This window comes from Janthinobacterium aestuarii, from assembly GCF_046113285.1.
In the GTDB taxonomy this organism is placed as follows: Bacteria; Pseudomonadota; Gammaproteobacteria; order Burkholderiales; family Burkholderiaceae_D; genus Janthinobacterium.
This window is the reverse complement of sequence record NZ_CP142524.1, coordinates 1117761-1135750: the sequence shown is the minus strand read 5'-3', so window position 1 is coordinate 1135750 and position 17990 is coordinate 1117761. Positions and strand designations below refer to the sequence as shown.

General features: G+C 60.8%; 15 protein-coding genes. 10 read left to right on the top strand and 5 right to left on the bottom strand.

The annotated features are described in order from the left end of the window. The first annotated feature begins 232 nt into the window (after positions 1 to 232). The 3 genes from OX462_RS05115 to OX462_RS05105 are packed head-to-tail and all read left to right on the top strand — an operon-like array spanning position 233 to position 4388. Entirely contained in the window at positions 233 to 1444 is a 1212-nt protein-coding gene (locus OX462_RS05115; RefSeq protein WP_070224385.1) for an O-antigen ligase family protein, read from the top strand. A gap of 51 nt (positions 1445 to 1495) precedes the next feature. Continuing rightward, positions 1496 to 3229, top strand: coding sequence for a lipid A export permease/ATP-binding protein MsbA (gene msbA / locus OX462_RS05110; protein WP_070287849.1), 1734 nt, complete (start codon positions 1496 to 1498; stop codon positions 3227 to 3229). 58 nt (positions 3230 to 3287) lie between these two features. Next, a complete protein-coding gene (locus OX462_RS05105; RefSeq protein WP_070224383.1) occupies positions 3288 to 4388 on the top strand; it encodes a glycosyltransferase family 9 protein in 1101 nt (366 codons plus the stop codon). Positions 4389 to 4403: 15 nt separating this feature from the next. Here the strand turns inward: OX462_RS05105 and OX462_RS05100 are convergent, their stop codons facing one another. The 4 genes from OX462_RS05100 to OX462_RS05085 form a co-directional block, all read right to left on the bottom strand. Beyond that, positions 4404 to 5015, bottom strand: coding sequence for a response regulator transcription factor (locus tag OX462_RS05100; protein WP_409027919.1), 612 nt, complete (start codon positions 5013 to 5015; stop codon positions 4404 to 4406). Continuing rightward, complete coding sequence (locus OX462_RS05095) at positions 5002 to 6597, bottom strand: sensor histidine kinase (protein WP_409027918.1); 1596 nt, start codon at positions 6595 to 6597, stop codon at positions 5002 to 5004. The genes OX462_RS05100 and OX462_RS05095 overlap by 14 nt, the downstream gene beginning before the upstream one ends. A gap of 119 nt (positions 6598 to 6716) precedes the next feature. Further along, positions 6717 to 8105: a sensor histidine kinase gene (locus tag OX462_RS05090; protein ID WP_083287510.1), complete on the bottom strand. Its 1389-nt coding sequence runs from the start codon at positions 8103 to 8105 to the stop codon at positions 6717 to 6719. After that, on the bottom strand, positions 8102 to 8788 hold the full coding sequence (locus OX462_RS05085) for a response regulator (protein WP_070310519.1): 687 nt from the start codon (positions 8786 to 8788) through the stop codon (positions 8102 to 8104). Before OX462_RS05085 ends, OX462_RS05090 begins: the two co-directional genes overlap by 4 nt. 156 nt (positions 8789 to 8944) lie before the next feature. Between OX462_RS05085 and OX462_RS05080 the strand changes: the two genes are divergently transcribed. The 4 genes from OX462_RS05080 (at position 8945) to OX462_RS05065 (ending at position 11803) form a co-directional block, all read left to right on the top strand. After that, positions 8945 to 9766, top strand: coding sequence for a MipA/OmpV family protein (locus OX462_RS05080; protein WP_409027917.1), 822 nt, complete (start codon positions 8945 to 8947; stop codon positions 9764 to 9766). A 103-nt stretch (positions 9767 to 9869) separates the two neighbouring features. Next, positions 9870 to 10409 (top strand): universal stress protein, encoded by a 540-nt coding sequence (locus OX462_RS05075; RefSeq protein ID WP_121670361.1) that lies wholly within the window; start codon positions 9870 to 9872, stop codon positions 10407 to 10409. Between the two features lie 46 nt (positions 10410 to 10455). Continuing rightward, complete coding sequence (locus tag OX462_RS05070) at positions 10456 to 11454, top strand: VirK/YbjX family protein (protein ID WP_162995766.1); 999 nt, start codon at positions 10456 to 10458, stop codon at positions 11452 to 11454. A 118-nt stretch (positions 11455 to 11572) separates the two neighbouring features. Continuing rightward, positions 11573 to 11803 (top strand): DUF6139 family protein, encoded by a 231-nt coding sequence (locus tag OX462_RS05065; RefSeq protein ID WP_070224376.1) that lies wholly within the window; start codon positions 11573 to 11575, stop codon positions 11801 to 11803. A 65-nt stretch (positions 11804 to 11868) separates the two neighbouring features. On the opposite strand, the gene dnaE is transcribed toward OX462_RS05065, so the two are convergent. Then, entirely contained in the window at positions 11869 to 15408 is a 3540-nt protein-coding gene (dnaE, locus tag OX462_RS05060; RefSeq protein ID WP_230502684.1) for a DNA polymerase III subunit alpha, read from the bottom strand. A 137-nt stretch (positions 15409 to 15545) separates the two neighbouring features. Between dnaE and OX462_RS05055 the strand changes: the two genes are divergently transcribed. The 3 genes from OX462_RS05055 to OX462_RS05045 all read left to right on the top strand — a co-directional run bounded on the left by OX462_RS05055 (position 15546) and on the right by OX462_RS05045 (position 17735). Next, the gene (locus tag OX462_RS05055) at positions 15546 to 16442 is read left to right on the top strand and encodes a sulfurtransferase (RefSeq protein ID WP_409027916.1); all 897 of its coding nucleotides are present in this window, start codon (positions 15546 to 15548) and stop codon (positions 16440 to 16442) included. Between the two features lie 659 nt (positions 16443 to 17101). After that, on the top strand, positions 17102 to 17425 hold the full coding sequence (locus OX462_RS05050) for an AMP-binding protein (protein ID WP_071650280.1): 324 nt from the start codon (positions 17102 to 17104) through the stop codon (positions 17423 to 17425). Further along, on the top strand, positions 17379 to 17735 hold the full coding sequence (locus tag OX462_RS05045) for an acyl-CoA synthetase family protein (RefSeq protein WP_071650279.1): 357 nt from the start codon (positions 17379 to 17381) through the stop codon (positions 17733 to 17735). Before OX462_RS05050 ends, OX462_RS05045 begins: the two co-directional genes overlap by 47 nt. The last annotated feature ends 255 nt before the right edge of the window (positions 17736 to 17990 follow it).

Genomic DNA, 17990 nt, shown 5'->3' with positions numbered 1-17990 from the left:
CAAGGCAAGGCCCGCCTTGCCTTGACAAAATTACAGCAAGTTACCATTGCTTACAAAAAAACCATGGTTCAAAACCATGGTTTTTTCGTTTATACCCTTGGGCTTGGCGAATTGATTTCAAAAAAGCAATTTTTACGTCGGCGTTTTTGCATGAACCTTCGATTACAATGACGCCTACTTTATGTTGCTACAGTTGCCATAATGGCGACGACGTGCGTTACCAAGGATATTCATGCTCGGCTTGACCTCTGTTTGTGTTTTTCTCTTTTCGGCATTGGCGTTGCCTGTCACCAGCGGATATTCCCTTGGCGCGCTGGTTCTTCTGCTGGCCAGCAGCTGGTTGCTATGGAAACGTCCCCGCCTGAACCTGCAACGCCAGGATTATCTAATGCTGGGCACGCTGTTGCTGTATTTCTGTATTTTCACGGCCAACATGCTGTACCACGCAGATCCTGCCCGCGAACTCGACATTCCATTGCGGGCACTGCTGGCCATACCCGTCCTGTTGTTGCTCATTGCGTATCCGCCACGGCCGGAGGCTTGGTGGGCAGGCTTAGCCGTCGGCGCCATTGCTGGCACAGCATTGGCGATGTGGCAATTTTTTATTCAGGATATGCCGCGCCCTCTCGCAGCAACCAGTAACGCGATTCACTATGGCAATATCAGCATCTTGCTGGGTATGTTGGCCATGTGCGGGCTCGACTGGGCCAGCATGCAAGCTCACCGCTGGTTATGGAGAGCCGTCATGCTATTGGGCTGCTTGGCAGGCATCGTCGGCTCCATCATCAGCGGCAGTCGCGGCGGCTGGATCGCCTTGCCCGTCTGCCTGATTTTCTTCGTCGTACATCACAGCAAAAAGCATGGCAAACGCTATCTGATGATGGGACTGTTGGCCCTGGCGGGCCTGTCCATCGTGGCCTACGTTTTGCCCCACTCGACGGTAAAAGAGCGCATTACTCTTGGCATTTCCAACATTCACACATTTGAGGACCGCGGGGAAGTTGATACCTCCATCGGGCAACGTCTCGAAATGTGGCGCACCGCGATCGATATGTCCCAGCAACGCCCCTGGACAGGCTTGGGTCGCAACGGTTACATGGAACAAAAATCGATGTTGGTGGCGGAAGGTAAGGCAAACATTTCCATACGCAGGCATACCAATGCCCATAACGACTACCTCGATACGATGGTCAAACGCGGCATTATCGGTGTCTTGGCCTTGTTGGCGCTCTTCCTTGTACCGTTGGCACTGTTTGCACGCTCCCTGCGCCAGAGTTCCCCCGCTGCCCAGCCCTATGCACTGGCCGGCGTGGTGCTATGCACTTGCTACCTGATTTTTGGCCTTACGACGAGCTCGCTCACCCTGAATATCGGCATCATCATGCTGGTCTTCCCGATGGTGATATTGTGGGCCCTGTTGCGCCAGCAAGAGCGCACCGCTTGAGCTCGTTTTTCGCCTGACCGTTTTTGCTGTCCCCTGCAAGGAATCATACCGATGCTCACGCCCGACCTGAAGCGCCTTACCGCGCTGCACGCGCCCTATAAGAAACACCTGGCCCTGGCCCTGCTGGCGATGGTCGTCACGGCGGGCACGGAACCGCTGCTGCCGTATGCGCTCAAGCTGCTGCTCGACAATGGTTTTGGCGGCAAAGTGCGTTTTTCCTTCTGGCTGGTGCCGCTGATCGTCATCGGCATCTTTGCCATCCGCGGCGCGTCGACGTTTGCCAGCAGCTACCTGATGAGCTATGTCTCCACGCGCATCCTCAACGAATTGCGGCGCCGGATGTTTGCCAGCATGCTGAACTTGCCCATCGACTTCTACAACACGCACACGGTGGGCAAGGTCATCAACTCCATCATGTTCGAGGTGCAGCAGATCATCGAGATGGTGACCAAGGTGTTTACCTCGATCGTGCGCTCCTCGCTGACCGTGCTGGGCTTGCTGGCATGGCTGCTGTACCTGAACTGGGCACTGACCCTGGTGACCCTGGTGCTGCTGCCCGTGCTGACCATCGTCGTGCGCACCACGGGCAAGCGCCTGAAAAAACTCAACCGCGACTCGCTGGCCGTCAATGCCGAGCTGACCCAGGTCATCGAAGAAACCACGCGCGCGCAGCAAGTGATCAAGATCTTCGGCGGCCAGGCCTACGAAAAAGCGCGCTTCGAAGAGCGCGCCGAACAATTGCGCCGCTACAGCATGCGCATGACCACGACCTTTTCCGCCACCGTGCCCATCACGCAGGTAATTACGGCCGCCGCCGTGGCCCTGGTCATCGTGATGGCCCTGTTCCAGTCGGAGCAGGGGCAGATCACGGTCGGCGGCTTTGTATCCTTCATCACGGCCATGCTGATGCTGCTGACGCCGTTGAAGCAACTGGCCGAAGTCAACGGTCCCCTGCAACGCGGCATGGCCGCCGCCGAAGAAGTCTTTTTGCTGATCGACAAGACACCGGAACGCACGGGCGGCAAGCCGCTGGCCGGCCGCAGCAAAGGCCGCATCGAGTTCAAGGACGTGAGCTTTGCCTACCCCGGACATCCGGAACCGGCCCTGCGACACATCGACCTGAACATCGCGCCGGGACAAACGGTCGCCTTTGTCGGCATGTCCGGCGGCGGCAAATCGACCCTGGTCAGCCTGCTGCCCGGCTTTTACTCGGTCAGCAGCGGTGAAATCTTGCTCGATGGACAGAATATCGATGCCATCGCCTTGACCAGCCTGCGCAGCCAGATCGCCATGGTCAGCCAGCAGGTGGTGCTGTTCGACGATACCCTGGCCGCCAATATCGCGTATGGCGATGCGGCCCCGGACCGGCAGCGCATTGAGGCGGCGGCCGCGGCAGCCTTCCTGTCGGACGTCATCGACGGCTTGCCCGACGGCCTGGAAACGCGCCTGGGCGACAATGGGTCGCGCCTGTCCGGCGGCCAGCGCCAGCGCGTGGCCATTGCCCGCGCGATCTACAAGGATGCGCCCATCCTGATTCTCGATGAAGCCACCTCGGCACTGGATACGGAGGCGGAACGGGCCGTGCAAGCGGCACTGGAACACCTAATGCAAGGAAAAACCACCTTAGTTATTGCTCATCGCCTATCAACAATTGAACGGGCGGACCGTATCGTGGTATTGTCACATGGGAAAATAATGGAAACCGGCAGTCACCAGCAATTATTGGACGCCAACGGCGCCTATGCCAATCTGCACCGCCTGCAATTTTCCCAGCAAGTGGCATGACACCATCCCACCCAGTGGTATGACACCATCGAATGAATACCTGAAATCGTACTGATACATGACGCCCTTGATTCCCGCCGAACTGCTACAAAAGTCGGACAAAATTCTGTTCATCGCCCATCTGGCGCTGGGAGACTTCACCTACCTGCAAAACGGCTTCCGCGCCTTTGCCGCGGCCTACCCGCATATCCAGATCCACCTGTGGGTCGATGAAGTCCGACGCACGTCCGACGCCAAACAATGGGAAAGCTTGCGCACCTATTCGCTGTATGACTGGGTGGAACAGTCGGGCCTGTTTTCCAAGGTGTACCGCAAGACTTACAGCCCCGCGCTGTACGAAGAGTCGCTGCGCGAAGCCAAGGCGGAGCACTATCCTGTCGTCGTGTCGCTGGCCCACGTACGGCCACAGCAATATGCGGACCTCGCCCGCGCGATCAGCCCGCACGGGCTGGTGATCGGCACGCGCAAGCCGTTCAGCCCCTTGCGCCCCTGGCATTACCTCGCCTACCGCAAGATCGATGCCGTGCTGGCCTCGTATGCGGGACAGGATGCCGGCGAACACCATATCAGCAGCGTGTATGCGGACTGGTTCCATCAATTGACGGGACTCGACATTCCCGTGGCCGAACGCTATCCCTTCGTGCACATTCCCGAGCACGCATTGCAGCAGGCGCAAGAGCAGCTGGCCGCCTGGGGCTTTGCCCCGCGCCAGGGTCCGCTCGTGCTATTGAACCCGTTTGCCAAGTCGCACAAGCGCGGCTGGCCCCTGGAGCGCATTGCCGAGCTGATCACGCGCATGCAAGCGATGCCGAAATGGCAGCATGCCTGCTTCCTGATCAATGCCATGCCGCAGGAACTGGCCAAGGTGGATGCCGTCGTGCAGGCGCACAACTTGCCGCGTACGCAGGCCTTCAGTGCCGTCGACAACTTTTTCCAACTGCCGGCCATGCTGGCGCAATGCGACCTGATTATTTCGGTGGAAACATCGATCATGCATCTGGCAAACGCCGTGCATGTGCCCGTGGTGGCATTGATGCGCAAGAAGAATCCTGAATGGGCCCCCTTCGACAGCGCCAACAGCACCGTCATCACGGTGGCGCGGCGCAGCGACTGGGTCAAGGCGATTTCAAGCGATCAGGTATTGAAGGCAATCGCCTAGAGAGCTCTTCCTCGGCTAGCCGGTGCCCAGCATGCTGATGCGCACCAGGTCGGCCACATTATCGACGCCCAGCTTGTCCATCAGGCGCGCCTTGTGCACTTCCACCGTGCGTACGGAAATACCGAGCGCCGGGGCGATATCGCGGTTGTGCTGGCCCGTCACCACCAACTGCATCACTTCGCGCTCGCGCGGCGTCAAGGCGCGCAGCAAGGCGAGCCCATCCACCTGGCGCTGCAACTGGCCGCGCGCCTGCGCCTCGCGTGAAAATGCTTCATCGATGGCGGTCAGCAGCTTGTCATGGTCAAATGGTTTTTCCAGGAAATCGCTGGCCTGCGCCTTGAATGCCTGGCGTGCCAGGGCCACGTCGCCGTGCCCCGTGATGATGATGATGGGCAGCATGCATTTGAGCTCCAGCAAGCGGCGCTGCAGGCTCAGGCCATCCATGCCCGACATGCGGATATCGATCAGCAGACAACCGGCCCACTCGGGCCGCCAGCTGTGCAGGAAATCCTCGCCGCAGGAAAACAGCGCCGTGCGGTAGCCGCGTATGCCCAACAGCAAACCCAGCGCATCGCGCACGGCGGGATCGTCGTCCACGATAAACACCGTCAAATTACTTGTCACCATACTCTCCCCTGGCGCCCGCACTGGCGTGCGCCAGAGGCAGGATAAAACGAAACATACCATGCTTGCCCACTTCGGCCCATAGCTGGCCGCCATGCGCTTCGACGATGCTGCGGCTGAGTACCAGCCCCAGCCCCAGGCCGCTGGCCTTGGTCGAGACGAACGGTTCGAACAGGCGCGCGGCCAGGCTGTTGGAAATGCCGGGCCCGCTGTCTTCCACGGACAGGCGCAGCCGCCCGCCCTCGAGCGGCTCGGCCGACACCGTGATGCGGCGCTGGCCGCGCGGCTGGGCCATCACCGCATCCTGTGCATTGGCCAGCAAGTTACGCAATACCAGTTCGATTTGCAGGCGGTCCGCATTGACGGCCAGCGGCGACGGCGGCGCCAGTGCCAGCTCGATGCCATGCTCATGGAACAGCGGCGCGAACTGGCGCGCCAAGCCCTCGATCAAGGCGCTCGCCTGCACCGCCTCGAGCTGCATCGCGCCGGTGCGGAAAAAGTCGCGCAGGCGGCGCACCACGTCTGCGGCGCGTCCCGATTCAACGATCATGTGCCCGATGGCGCCCTGCAGCAAGGCGCCGTTCTCGCCCCGTTCCAGCAGGTATTCGCACGCCTTGCCATAGGTCGACAAGGCCGTCAGCGGCTGGTTCAGCTCGTGCGCCAGGGCGGCCGCCATTTCGCCGGCCGCCGCCAGGCGCATCGTGTGCTTCAGTTCGTCGGCCACCTGCCGCATTTCATCGACGACGATGCCGATAAAAAAGCCCACCAGCGCCAGCACGGCGTCGAGCAGTTGCAATTCATAAAACTGGATATCGACGGCATGCGTCCATTTCACCAGGGTGATGATGCATAGCTGCAATACAAACACGGCCAGCACGGCGCCATGCAAGCCCTGGCGCGAGGCGGCCCAGATGACGGGGAGAAACAAAAAATAGAAATGCTTGTATTCGGAACGCACGATGGAACCGAAAACGCTCCACAGCACGAAGCAGGCCAGGGCCAGGTACGCCAGGGTTTCCCAGCGCCAGACGGCGGCCCGCAGGCGCTCACGCCCGCGCTCGCTGAACAGCACCCAGATCAGCGGCATCGACACCAGCATGCCGACCGTATCGCCGATGCCGAAACGCCAGACTGCCGTGCCCCATTCGGCGGACGGTATGCGCCCCGTGAGCGACAGCAATGAAATATAGCCGATTGCATTGAGCGCGGTGCCCAGCAGCACGATGAGAACCCAGGCGCTCAGGCGGCGCCGGTTGTCGAAGATGTCGCTGCTGCTGAAACTGCGGCGCAAGACTGCGCCGATACCGCCATAGCCGAGCACCAGCCACGCCGAACAGAGCAAGGTCAGGGGCAGGCCAGCCGGCATGCCGCGCACCAGCACCTCGCCGGCCACCAGGGCGATGAACCATGGCAGCGCCGCCTTGCGGCCGTGGATCAGCCAAAATACCAGACCCAGCGCGGGGTCGGGATTCCACGGGGTGATGTTCAGCCCGTACATCGGGTCAATATACGTGGCCCAGTCAAACAGCAGGTACAGGCCGACAAAGGCGGGATACGGCAGGTAGCGGGACAGGAAGGGGCGCATAACGGTGTTTTTTAAACTGTTCCGCATTATGCATCGCAAGCGTGCGCCACGCCATGCCATCTTGCGTTATAGGCACATGAAATAATTTTCAGGCAATATCGCAAAGCCTGCCAGCGCGGTCAGGCTACGGCCAGGGGCAAGCGCACCTCGACCAGCAAACCCAGGCCACCGTTACCGCTGTGCAACTGAATCGTGCCGCCATGCTGGCGTACGACGGAAGCGACGATGGACAAGCCCAGGCCGCTGCCTGGCTGCGCCTGCTGCGGCGCGCGGAAAAAGCGGTCGAACACGCGGTCATACAGTGCCGGCGCGATGCCAGGTCCCTGATCGGCCACATGCAACACGGCCTGGCCCCGCTCCGCATGCAGCGACACCGTCACGCTGCTGCCGCGCGGGCTGTACTTGATGGCGTTTTCCACCAGGTTGTCGATCAGCGACACCAGACTCTCGCGCTGTCCGGGCACGCTGAGCGAGACGCTGGCTTGCAATTCAAGCTCGATCTCGCCCGCCTGGGCCAGGCCGGACAGGGCCGCCAGACGATCTTGCAGCAAGGTATCGAGCGCCTGGCGCCGCGGCAACTCGCCCGCGCCCGCCTGCACTTCACTGCGCGTCAGCTGCAGCAGCTGGCCCACCAGACGCGCGGCCCGGTTGCCGCTGTTCAAGATACCGTCCAGCAGCTCTTGCTGGCGCGCATCATGTACCTGGCCCTGCAAGGCCTCGACATTGACACGCATGGCCGCCAGCGGCGTGCGCAGCTCATGCGTGGCATCGGCGATGAAGCTGCGTTCGCGCGCAGCGCTGGCATCGACCCGCTGCAGCAGCGCATTGATATTGTCAACCAGTGCCGCCAGTTCGCCATGCGGCGGCTTGAAGGTCAGCGGACGCAAATCCTGCGGCCCGCGCGCCGCCACCTCCTGCGCCAGCTTGCGCCACGGGCGCATGGCAAGGCGGATCGACAGCCAGGCCGGCACCAGCAGGAACGGCAAGCTGATCAGCAACGGCAGCAGGTAGTAACCGCGTGAATTGATGGTGATGAACAATTGCCAGGCGCCTCCCGCCTCCAGCACCGTCACGCGCGTGCCGCCCTCGGCCAGGCTGCGGCTGCGCCAGGCCTGGCCCTTGATGTACACGACTTCCATCTGTTCCGGGCCGGCGCTGCGGATCCCGCTGGGCGCATCGGGCGACTTGTAGACCAGCTTGCCTTCGCGCCAGACCAGGATGCGCGGCGCCAGTTCCGGCACCTGCCCCGTTTCAAACTCCTCGCGCAGGGCTTCGTCGATGGCGCGCAAGCTTTGTTCCTGGCGCTGCGGCTGCTCGGCCAGGTTATCGGCCACGCTGATAATGGCATGCAGGACGCCGCGGCTGACAGTGCTCGCTTCATCCGCGCCCTCGACCAGCACATACGCCACGGCCAGGCTCCACACCATGGTCAGCATCAGCATTTGCGCCATCATCAGGCGGCGTACCAGGGTAGGCTGGCGCAGCATGGCCCAGAAACGCCCCATCATGCGCCGGCACCCGATTGGGTGGATGATTCGCCCTGCTGGTCGATGACATAGCCGACGCCGCGCACGGTACGGATATAGCCTTCGCCTATCTTGCGGCGCAGGTTGCCCATATGCACGTCAAGGGTATTGCTGGCATTGGCCAGCCCGCCGGGCAGGATATGTTCTTCCAGCACGCGGCGCGTGATGACCCGGTTGGCGCGCATCAGCAAGGTCTTCAGCAAGGCATATTCACTGGCCGTAAGCTCCACGGGCCGGCCATGCACGCTGACACGGCGCGTGGGCACCTGCAGCAGCAGGCCGCGCAACTCGATGGTGTCGCCGTCGAAGCCATAACTGCGGCGCGCCAGGGCGCGCACGCGCGACAGCAGCTCGGCCAGCACGAAGGGCTTCACCAGGTAATCGTCGGCGCCGCCATCGAGGCCCCGCAAGCGCTGTTCCAGCGTGTCGCGGGCGCTGAGGATCAGCACGGGCAAGCGGGCCGCGCGCAGCCGGGCCAGCAAATCGAGGCCATCGCCATCGGGCAAGCCCAGGTCCAGCAGCACCAGCTCGCAACTGTCGTGCTCGATGCTGCGCGCCGCATCTTCCAGGCTGCGCACCCAGACCACTTGCATGCCCTGGTCGCGCAAGGCGATCCGCACGCCGTTGCCCAGGTCCATATCATCTTCAATCAGCAATATCTTCATGGTGGGTATTAAACCACCGCAAGCTGAAGAAAGGGTAAAGAAGCGCTCTTCATGCAATCTTAATAAAAGGCTCATTTTTCCTTCATGGCAAGGACAGATACTACCGGCAGTCAATCGAGCCACTCCGGACTCGGTTCTCATCTGACGGAAACTTCCATGCACGCACCCACAACCCTGCTGACCTCGCTGGCACTTGCCAGCGGCATGATCCTCAACCCGCTGGCCGCCGCGGCGGCCGAACCGCCGGCGGAAAATGTCTTCACCATCGGCGGCGGCGTCGCCGCCGTGTCCAGCTATTCCGGCGCCGACAAGCTGTCGGCCTCGCCGCTGATCATCCTCGATTACGCCATGGCCAATGGCCTGTTCTTCAGCACGTCGCGCGGCATCGGCTATGGCGGCCAGGCAGGCCCCTTCAGCTACAGCGCAGCACTGGGCTACCGCGGCAACCGCGAAGACCACAAGCGCACGGGCGCCAACGGCTGGGGCGGCAGCGATTACCTGAAGGGCATGGGCGAAGTCAAGGGCAACGCCAGCGCCCTGCTCAGTGCCGGTTATTCGCCTTTGCCGGGCCTGTCGCTGAGCGTCACGAGCGACATTCCCCTGTCGAACCGCGAAAATGGCGCGAACGTGCATTTCGGCGCCACAGGACAGATCTACGGCCGGGCCGATGCCAGGGGCGTGCAGCAAGACAGCGTGACCATCGGCGGCCAGCTGGGCTGGGGCGAGCGCAAGTACGTGCAGACCATGTATGGCGTGACGGCCACCCAGGCCGCCAATACCTCGTTCAAGCAATACACGCCCAAGGGCGGTTTCTATGAAGCGCAAGCCACCGTCAACTGGGAACACCGCTTCGATGCACGCTGGGGCATCAATACGCTGATCGGCGTCGAGAGCCGTCTGGGCGACGCGGCCAAGAGCCCCATCGTGCAGCGCAAGACATCGCCGATCGGCGCCGTGTATGTCACTTACCGCTATTAACAACACGCGAACATAAGGGAAACCCGTACGCTGTTTCGCCAATTTACAGCGGATACGGGCATGGATAAGATGACACGGTTTTTCCACCACGGCCATCTTTTCCATGCATGCATCGCGCCTTGCCCCGCAACGCACCCGCGCCCCGGACAGCGCCGAGGGCGCCTGCGGCAAGCCGGGCCAGGATACCTTGCTGCTGCTCTTGCCCGTCAAGCGCGCCAGCGACATCATCTACGGTGCGCGCTACGCCAGGCGCCTGCAGGAATGGGGCATCAAAGTATGCGTCAGCCTGTTGCACGTGACACCGGCGCCGCGACGCTGCGCCGATGGCCTGCCCCGGCACAGCGCCAACGAATGCGATGCCCTTGACCTGGCCACGCAGCACATGATGCACGAGGCGGGACTCTACCTGAGCCGCTCTCATATCGATTTCAGCACCCACATTTTCGCCGGCGAGCCGCTGTTTACGATCCTCGATACGGCTGAGCTATTGGGTTGCCACGAAGTCGTCTTGCCAGCACACAAGCAAGGCGGCTGGCCGCGCCGGTTTTCAGGCGGACTGGCCGGCAAGCTGGCGCGGGGCAGCCGCGGCACCACCATCCTGCTGGCAAACCACGAGGGCGTCAGCAGCCCTGTACCCGTCTGAGCCGGAACGGCTTCGACGCTCCTCCTTTATCATGGACATGCGCACGATGATGCCAACTATTACCCTGTCTGACGGCTTGATGGCGATGCCGAGCGGCATGCGCCGCTGGCGTGAACTGCTCAAGCTGCATCTGCGCGCCCGCGTGCAACAGCGCCAAACCCGACTATGGCTGCAACTGCTGAACTCGCATCCGGTGTTTCATGATCTGGTACATGCCTATCCGCACATGATCCACAAGGTCTACCGGCCTTACCTGAGCCTGACCTTGAATTGCCACCAGCGCGTGGAATTGCTGGCCGAACACTACCATTTCATCTTGCAGCAAGGCTGGGGCAAGCTGATGGCTCAAGCGGCGCACGGGCCCGTACGCCTGGGCACAGTGGCGGGCAAGTCGGGCGCGTCCTACCACCTGCAACTATGTTCGCTACATCCGATGGACCGCGAAGGCGAGATGGTGCTGCAACTGGTGGATGACGACGACGTCCTCTATTCGATCGCCTTTTCCTTCTTCGGCAGCCAGTTGCGCGCCACCCTGGGCATGCGCATCGGCTGCCTGCAAGGCCCGAAGGGCGAGGAAAGCGCACACCGCGTGCGCGAGGCAACGCGCGACTTGCACGGCATGCGTCCCAAGACCCTGATGGTGCGCCTGGTGCGCCAACTGGGGTACGAACATGGCTGCCGCAAGATGCTTCTTGTCGGCAATATCAACCGCGCCGTACACCACTCCGCCAAGAAAGGCCGTTTGTTCGCCGACTACAATGCGCTATGGCAAGAACTGGGTGCGCAAGTGCGCCAGGATGGCGATTTTGAGTTAGCGTGCGAAAACCTGCCCTTGCCGGCGCTGCAAGACATTCCTTCCAAAAAACGCTCGGAAGCACGCAAGCGCCACGAATTGACGCTGGCCATGATCGCCAGCCTGCGCAGCGGCCTCGACGCCCATCGCAGCCCGATGCAAGCCGCCACGGCAGGTGCTGCGGCCGCCGCCAGCGAGGCGCGGAAAGCGGCCATGCTCGATGACGACGACTACGCTTCCGTTGTCGCCTGAGCGCCGCCCCCACCTGCGGCACACGCTACAACCCGTGCACGGCGCAATCCTGTTACGCTAGCGCTATCGGTACGCATTACGGTGCGCCGGTTCCCCCAACGCTTACTAGGAGGCATTCATGCGCGTAGACATCTACCGCCGGGCCGAGCACGACGGCATTTTTTCCTACCTCGCCGTGCCGGAAGGAAAACTCATTCCGGAAGAAGTGACCAATACCGACTGGCAGCTCGAAGTACGCGCCAGCGAAGTGGCCGACGATGCCCAGATATTGCCGGACTACCATATCGAACAGCCGCACCAGCAGATCGCCGCCAAGGGCTATGCGATCACGGGCCTGAAAGACATGTAAACGTAAAAAAAGCCAAACCAGCATGTCTGCGGTTTGGCTTTGTTGTCTGCGCCGGGCGGTGCCGGTCAGTATTCGACCGCCACCTCTTGCGCACCCAGCATCTGCTCCAGCGCCATCTGCAATTCATCCGATGGCGCCACTTTCCACTCGTCGCCAAACTGCAGCACGCAGCTGACGCCTTGCGGGCTGACCCGCGCGGCGATCGGCAAGCCCGTCTCGGCCCGGTGCGGCATGATCACGTCTCGGATGCGCTTGGCGTCCAGGGTGGCCGGCAAGGTCAGGCCCAGCTGGCGCCCATATTGCACGCGCGCGGCGATGATGTCGAAAGCGCTCTCGGCCGTGATCCGCAAGCCGCCCGAAAAACGGTCTTCCGATACCTTGCCCACGACGGCCAGGAATTCATCTTCCTTGAAGATTTTCCGGTTGGCGTCGAACAGTTCGCCATACACCGTCACTTCCACCGTGCCGCTCTTGTCATCGAGCGTGACGATGAGGATCTTGCCGCGCTGCGTCATCTGCGTGCGCAAGCCCGTGATGACGCCGGCCATCATGCGCGGCTCGCGCGACGGCGACAGTTCCGACAATTTCGTGCGCGCGAAACGGCGCGCCTCGGGCGCATACGAATCGAACAGGTGGCCGGACAGGTAGAAGCCCAGCGCGATCTTTTCTTCCGTCAGGCGCTGTTTATCTGTCCACACGGGCACCTTGACGTACTCGGGCGGCGCCACCATGTCGCTGTCGTCGCCGCCGAACAGGCTCACCTGGTTGGCCGCCTTGGCCGCCTGGTCGGCGCATTCCATGGCGAACGCCACGGATGCGAGCAGAATGGCGCGGTCGACCTTCAGGCAGTCGAACGCGCCGCTGCGGATCAGCGACTCGATGGTGCGGCGGTTGATCTGTTTTTTATCCACGCGCTTGCAGAAATCGAACAGGCTCGTGAATGGCCCGCCCGCCTCGCGCGCGGCGATGATGGCTTCGATGGCATTCTGGCCCGAGCCCTTCACGGCGCCCAGGCCGTAACGGATCTGCGTGACTTTCTTGCCGCTCACGGACGGCGGCGCGCCGCTCGGCGTGAAGCGGTAGTCCGATTCGTTGATATCGGGCGGCAACAAGGTCAGCTTGCAGATTTCCAGCGAGTCTTCCACCAGGATCTTGATCTTGTCCGTGTCGTCCATGGCCAGCGACAAGTTGGCGGCCATGAAGGCGGCCGTGTGGTGCGCCTTCAGATACGCCGTGTGGTACGACAGCAGGGCGTAGGCGGCGGCGTGCGATTTATTGAAACCGTAGCCGGCGAACTTTTCCATCAAATCGAAGATCTCGTCGGCCTTTTCCGCCGTCAAGCCGTCTTTCGCCGCACCGGCGCGGAAGATCTCGCGGTGCTCGGCCATCTCTTCGGCCTTCTTCTTGCCCATGGCGCGCCGCAGCATGTCGGCGCCGCCCAGCGAGTAGCCGCCGACGATCTGCGCCATCTGCATCACCTGCTCCTGATACACCATGATGCCGTAGGTTTCGGACAGAATCGATTCCGTGCGCGGATCGGGATAATCGAAACGTTCGCCGTGCTTGCGCTTGCAAAAATCCGGAATCAGGTCCATCGGGCCCGGACGGTACAGCGCCACGAGCGCGATAATGTCTTCAAAACGGTCGGGACGCGCGTCTTTCAGCATGCCCTGCATGCCGCGCGACTCGAGCTGGAACACGGCCACGGTCTTGGCCTTGGTCAGCAAGTCGTACGACGGCTTGTCGTTCAGCGGCAAGGTCGCCAGGTCGAAGTTCGCCTGCGCGGGATCGAGCTGCTTGATGTAGCGCACGGCGCGGTCGAGGATGGTCAGCGTGGTCAGACCCAAGAAGTCGAACTTCACGAGGCCGACGGCCTCCACGTCATCCTTGTCGTACTGCGACACGACGCCCGAATCGCCGCCCTGCGTGTACAGCGGACAGAAGTCCGTCAGCTTGCCCGGGGCGATCAGCACGCCCCCCGCGTGCATGCCGATATTGCGCGTGATGCCTTCGACCTGCTGCGCCAGGTCCAGCAGCTGCTTGACCTCTTCCTCGTTTTCCAGGCGCTCCTTGAGCAGCGGCTCTTCCTCGATGGCATCGGCGATCGACACGGGTTTACCGGGCTTGAACGGAATCAGCTTCGAGATGCCGTCGCAGAAGTTGTAGCCGAAATCCATCACGCGGCCCACGTCGCGGATCGCGCCCTTGGCCGCCATGGTACCGAAGGTGGCGATCTGCGAGACTGCCTCCTTGCCGTACAAATCCTTGACGTGCTGGATGACTCTGTCGCGCCCTTCCTGGCAAAAGTCGATATCGAAGTCGGGCATCGAGACGCGTTCGGGATTCAGGAAGCGCTCGAACAGCAGGTTGTATTGCAATGGATCAAGGTCGGTAATGAGCAGCGAATACGCCACCAGCGAACCGGCGCCCGAACCGCGGCCCGGACCGACGGGCACGCCGTTTTCCTTGGCCCACTGGATAAACTCGGCCACGATGAGGAAGTAGCCGGGGAACTTCATGTTGCAAATCGTGTCTGTCTCGAATTTCAAACGCGATTCGTAGCGCGGACGCTCCTTTTCGCGGCGCTCCGGGTCCGGATACAGCTGGATCAAACGCTTTTCCAGGCCGGCCTGCGATTCGGCCACGAGGAACTGGTCGATCGTCATGCCTGGCGGCGTGGGGAAGTTCGGCAATTGCGGCTTGCCCAGGGTCAAGGTCAGATTGCAGCGCTTGGCGATTTCCACGGAATTGGCCAGCGCGGCCGGGAGGTCGGCGAACAATTCCGCCATGTCGGCCTGCGACAGGAAGCGCTGGCTGTCATTGAAGCGTTTCACCCGCTTGGCGTTGGCCAGCATTTCACCTTCGGCGATACAGGTGCGGGCTTCGTGGGCAATGAATTCCTCAGGAGAAATAAATTGCACGGGATGCGTGGCCACCACGGGCAAGCCCAGCTTGGCCGCCAGCGCCACCGCATGGCGTACCTGCGCTTCCTGGTTGGCCTGGCCGCCGCGCTGGATTTCGATATAGAAATGGCCGGGGAAAATCTCGGCCCAGCGCTGCGCATTGCGTTCGGCCAGGGCCAGGTTGCCGTTCTCGATGGCGATACCGACGTCGCCGAAATGCGCGCCCGACAGCACGATCAGGCCATTGGCCGCGCTTTCGCCCGGGTACAGGTCGTAGGTATTCGTCGCCAGCGCTTGCAGCCACTCGATGCGCAGCTCGGCGCGGCCCTTGTACTGGTTCGTCAGCCAGGCCGTCGACAGCAGTTCGCACAGCTGCAGATAGCCCATGCGGTTCTTCGCCAGCAACAGCAGGCGCGACGGTTTTTCGCGGTTGTCGTCATTCGTGATCCACACGTCGACGCCAACGATGGGCTTGATGCCCTTGCCGCGCGCTTCCTTGTAGAACTTGACCATGCCAAACAGGTTCGACAGGTCGGTGACGGCCAGCGCCACCTGCTTGTCCTTTGCCGCCGCCTTGACCACGTCGTCGATGCGCACGAGGCCGTCGACGATCGAATACTCCGAGTGCACGCGCAAGTGGACGAAAGCCGGACCGGGCTGCATCGCTTGCTGTGAACCTGCCGGAGCGCCGGCCTCTTGCATTACCATTTCCATCCTGTGTACCGTTTCGTGCAAAATTCAATGGGGTCTATTCTACCGCGTCGCGCGTACGGACCGGGTATCCCGCCTGGCCTGTCGGGCTTATAATATCGGCTGTTCAGTCTAAGCCGATCGCCATCATGCAAGCCATCACCCCAGCAACACCCGCCGTTTCCGCCGCCGCCAGCCAGCCCGCCGCCACGTTTGTCAATATCGCCGCGTATAAATTCATCACGCTGGACGATACGGAAGCCATGCGTCCCTTGTATCAGGAGCAATGCCTGGCGCTGGACCTGAAAGGCACGATCCTGCTGACGCCCGAAGGCATCAACATGTTCCTGTCGGGCACACGCGAGCATATCGACAGCTTCCTCGCCTGGGTACGCAGCGATGTGCGCCTGGCCGATCTGGAATGGAAGGAAAGCTTGTCGAACGAGCAATCGCACAAACGCATGCTGGTCAAGCTGAAAAAGGAGATCATCACCATGCGCATGCCGCTGATCAAGCCGGAACTGGGCCGCGCCCCGTCCGTCGACGCGCATACGCTCAAGCGCTGGTTAGATGCCGGCGTCGACGATGCGGGCAAACCCGTGGTCATGATGGAAACGCGCAACGCCTTTGAAGTGGACGTGGGTACGTTCAACAACACGCTCGATTACCGGATCGACAAGTTCACGGAATTTCCGGCCGTCGCCGCCGCCCACAAGGACGAACTGGAAGGCAAGACCGTCGTCACCTTCTGCACGGGCGGCATCCGCTGCGAAAAGGCCGCCATCCACATGAAGGAAATCGGCTACGACAGCGTGTACCAGCTCGACGGCGGCATCCTGAAATATTTTGAAGAAGTGGGCGGCGAGCACTACACGGGCGACTGCTTCGTGTTCGACTACCGCACGGCCCTGAACCCGAAACTGGAACCGACGGAAACCGTGCAGTGTTTCGTCTGCCGCGCCGTCGTTACGCCGCGCCAGCAACTGGCGCCGGAATATGTGTATGAGGTGTCTTGCCCGCATTGCTTTGGCAAGAATAGCGCATAAACCTGCAAGAGGCAGATGCCATTTCATTTGGCTCGGTCCTCGACCACAGGGGTAACACGCTTCATTCCCGCAATGTGCAGTCCCGCTGGATAGCGTGCTGCACGACGCGGTCGTGGCGCTGATCAAGCACGCATCGCAAGGGAAACTGCGCGGCCTATCTGTAACGGCACTCATGCCAGCAGCACGTCCCCCCATTTCACACCAGTAAAGAAACGGGAACCAAGACGCAGTTGCATTGCGAATTGCACCGCCATCACTCACGATGCACGGCTGACCACCGGCGGTCGTGCCGCCTATCGGGCCTTCATCAGGAAAGCCAGCATCCGCCATCAAGGCACCAAGCTGCAGTTCGGCATTCGCGCGCAAGACCCCGATCACGTATGTCAATGCGTATAACAGCCGCCTGCACGAAATATTTGCATAGATTTCCCCTCATCGTCATGCCAGATTTGTCACTCTGCTTAGTTAGCGTTGAATACCCGGCGCCGGGCGTATTCAATCGCAGGAAGCTTTATTGAAGATAGTGCCGACAGAATTTCCACATTTGACGATGGCATTGTCCTTATTATTACCTATAATATAAAAACAATAGAATTGCATGCACCAAAGACTATGGTGGATTGCATATCGAGAAAATAACTATCAAGGTATAGGACTTCTTGCCGATCCTGAAAACTTTTCTGTTTTGCGGCGAACTGCTGGCGCATGCCACTGCCAAACGTCTCCGGGAGCGTTTCCCAAACAGTATTATCATCAATACTTATGGTCCGACAAAGGCGACCGTCGCGAGTACCTGGATCGTCGGTGATGACGCCTTGCTGGCTGAACACAATCCCTTGCCTGTTGGGTACAGCAAACCAGGCGGCTACATTTTTCTTGATACCCAGAATGGAGAACTATGCATCGCAAGCAATCATGTCATGAGGAGGGGGGTACTTGAACAACCCTCGATTGAACGCCGAAAAACTCTTCGAACATCGTGATCATCGCGCCTTCCGCAATGGCGATCTGGGCGAGATTGACGCCAGTGGTCTGGTATTTTGCCGTGGACGTATCGACGATCAAATAAAGTTTAATGGATTCCGCATAGAATTGTCCGATATCGACCATGCCCTACAGCGCCTGGATGGGATCGCAAGTGCCGCCGCCGTGGCGCTACGTCGGCCCGATGGTACGGTAGGGCGCTTGCTAGGTTTCCTTGTGAGAGACAATGGATTGCCGGACAAAGAGATACTCGATGCTTACAAAAAGAAGTTGAACCAGATGCTCCCCAGTTACATGGTGCCATCCTAACTGATCGTCACGACATCGCTTCCGGTATCGATTAATCGCAAGATAGATCGGCAAGTGCTTGCCGAAAGTTACAGAAATAAAAACCTTGTGCAGTAACGCAGGCGTTGAAATTTTCCAAATACGTCAAGTTTCCATCCCGTGCGTTTGGAATTCGGAATCAAACTCGAATGTATATTCCATCGAGCACAGGGTGAAAGCAATACTGCTGGTATCGGAAATGCTCCCGCCGCACCTACGCCAGCGGCCCACGACAAG

Bases quoted from the DNA above. Each gene is read 5' to 3' on its own strand.
- dnaE (WP_230502684.1), bottom strand. From the start codon at position 15,408: ATGCAAGAGGCCGGCGCTCCGGCAGGTTCACAGCAAGCGATGCAGCCC.
- OX462_RS05115 (WP_070224385.1), top strand. From the start codon at position 233: ATGCTCGGCTTGACCTCTGTTTGTGTTTTTCTCTTTTCGGCATTGGCG.
- OX462_RS05105 (WP_070224383.1), top strand. From the start codon at position 3,288: ATGACGCCCTTGATTCCCGCCGAACTGCTACAAAAGTCGGACAAAATT.
- OX462_RS05100 (WP_409027919.1), bottom strand. From the start codon at position 5,015: ATGGTGACAAGTAATTTGACGGTGTTTATCGTGGACGACGATCCCGCC.
- OX462_RS05055 (WP_409027916.1), top strand. From the start codon at position 15,546: ATGCAAGCCATCACCCCAGCAACACCCGCCGTTTCCGCCGCCGCCAGC.
- msbA (WP_070287849.1), top strand. From the start codon at position 1,496: ATGCTCACGCCCGACCTGAAGCGCCTTACCGCGCTGCACGCGCCCTAT.
- OX462_RS05070 (WP_162995766.1), top strand. From the start codon at position 10,456: ATGATGCCAACTATTACCCTGTCTGACGGCTTGATGGCGATGCCGAGC.
- OX462_RS05095 (WP_409027918.1), bottom strand. From the start codon at position 6,597: ATGCGCCCCTTCCTGTCCCGCTACCTGCCGTATCCCGCCTTTGTCGGC.
- OX462_RS05080 (WP_409027917.1), top strand. From the start codon at position 8,945: ATGCACGCACCCACAACCCTGCTGACCTCGCTGGCACTTGCCAGCGGC.
- OX462_RS05085 (WP_070310519.1), bottom strand. From the start codon at position 8,788: ATGAAGATATTGCTGATTGAAGATGATATGGACCTGGGCAACGGCGTG.
- OX462_RS05065 (WP_070224376.1), top strand. From the start codon at position 11,573: ATGCGCGTAGACATCTACCGCCGGGCCGAGCACGACGGCATTTTTTCC.
- OX462_RS05075 (WP_121670361.1), top strand. From the start codon at position 9,870: ATGCATGCATCGCGCCTTGCCCCGCAACGCACCCGCGCCCCGGACAGC.
- OX462_RS05090 (WP_083287510.1), bottom strand. From the start codon at position 8,105: ATGATGGGGCGTTTCTGGGCCATGCTGCGCCAGCCTACCCTGGTACGC.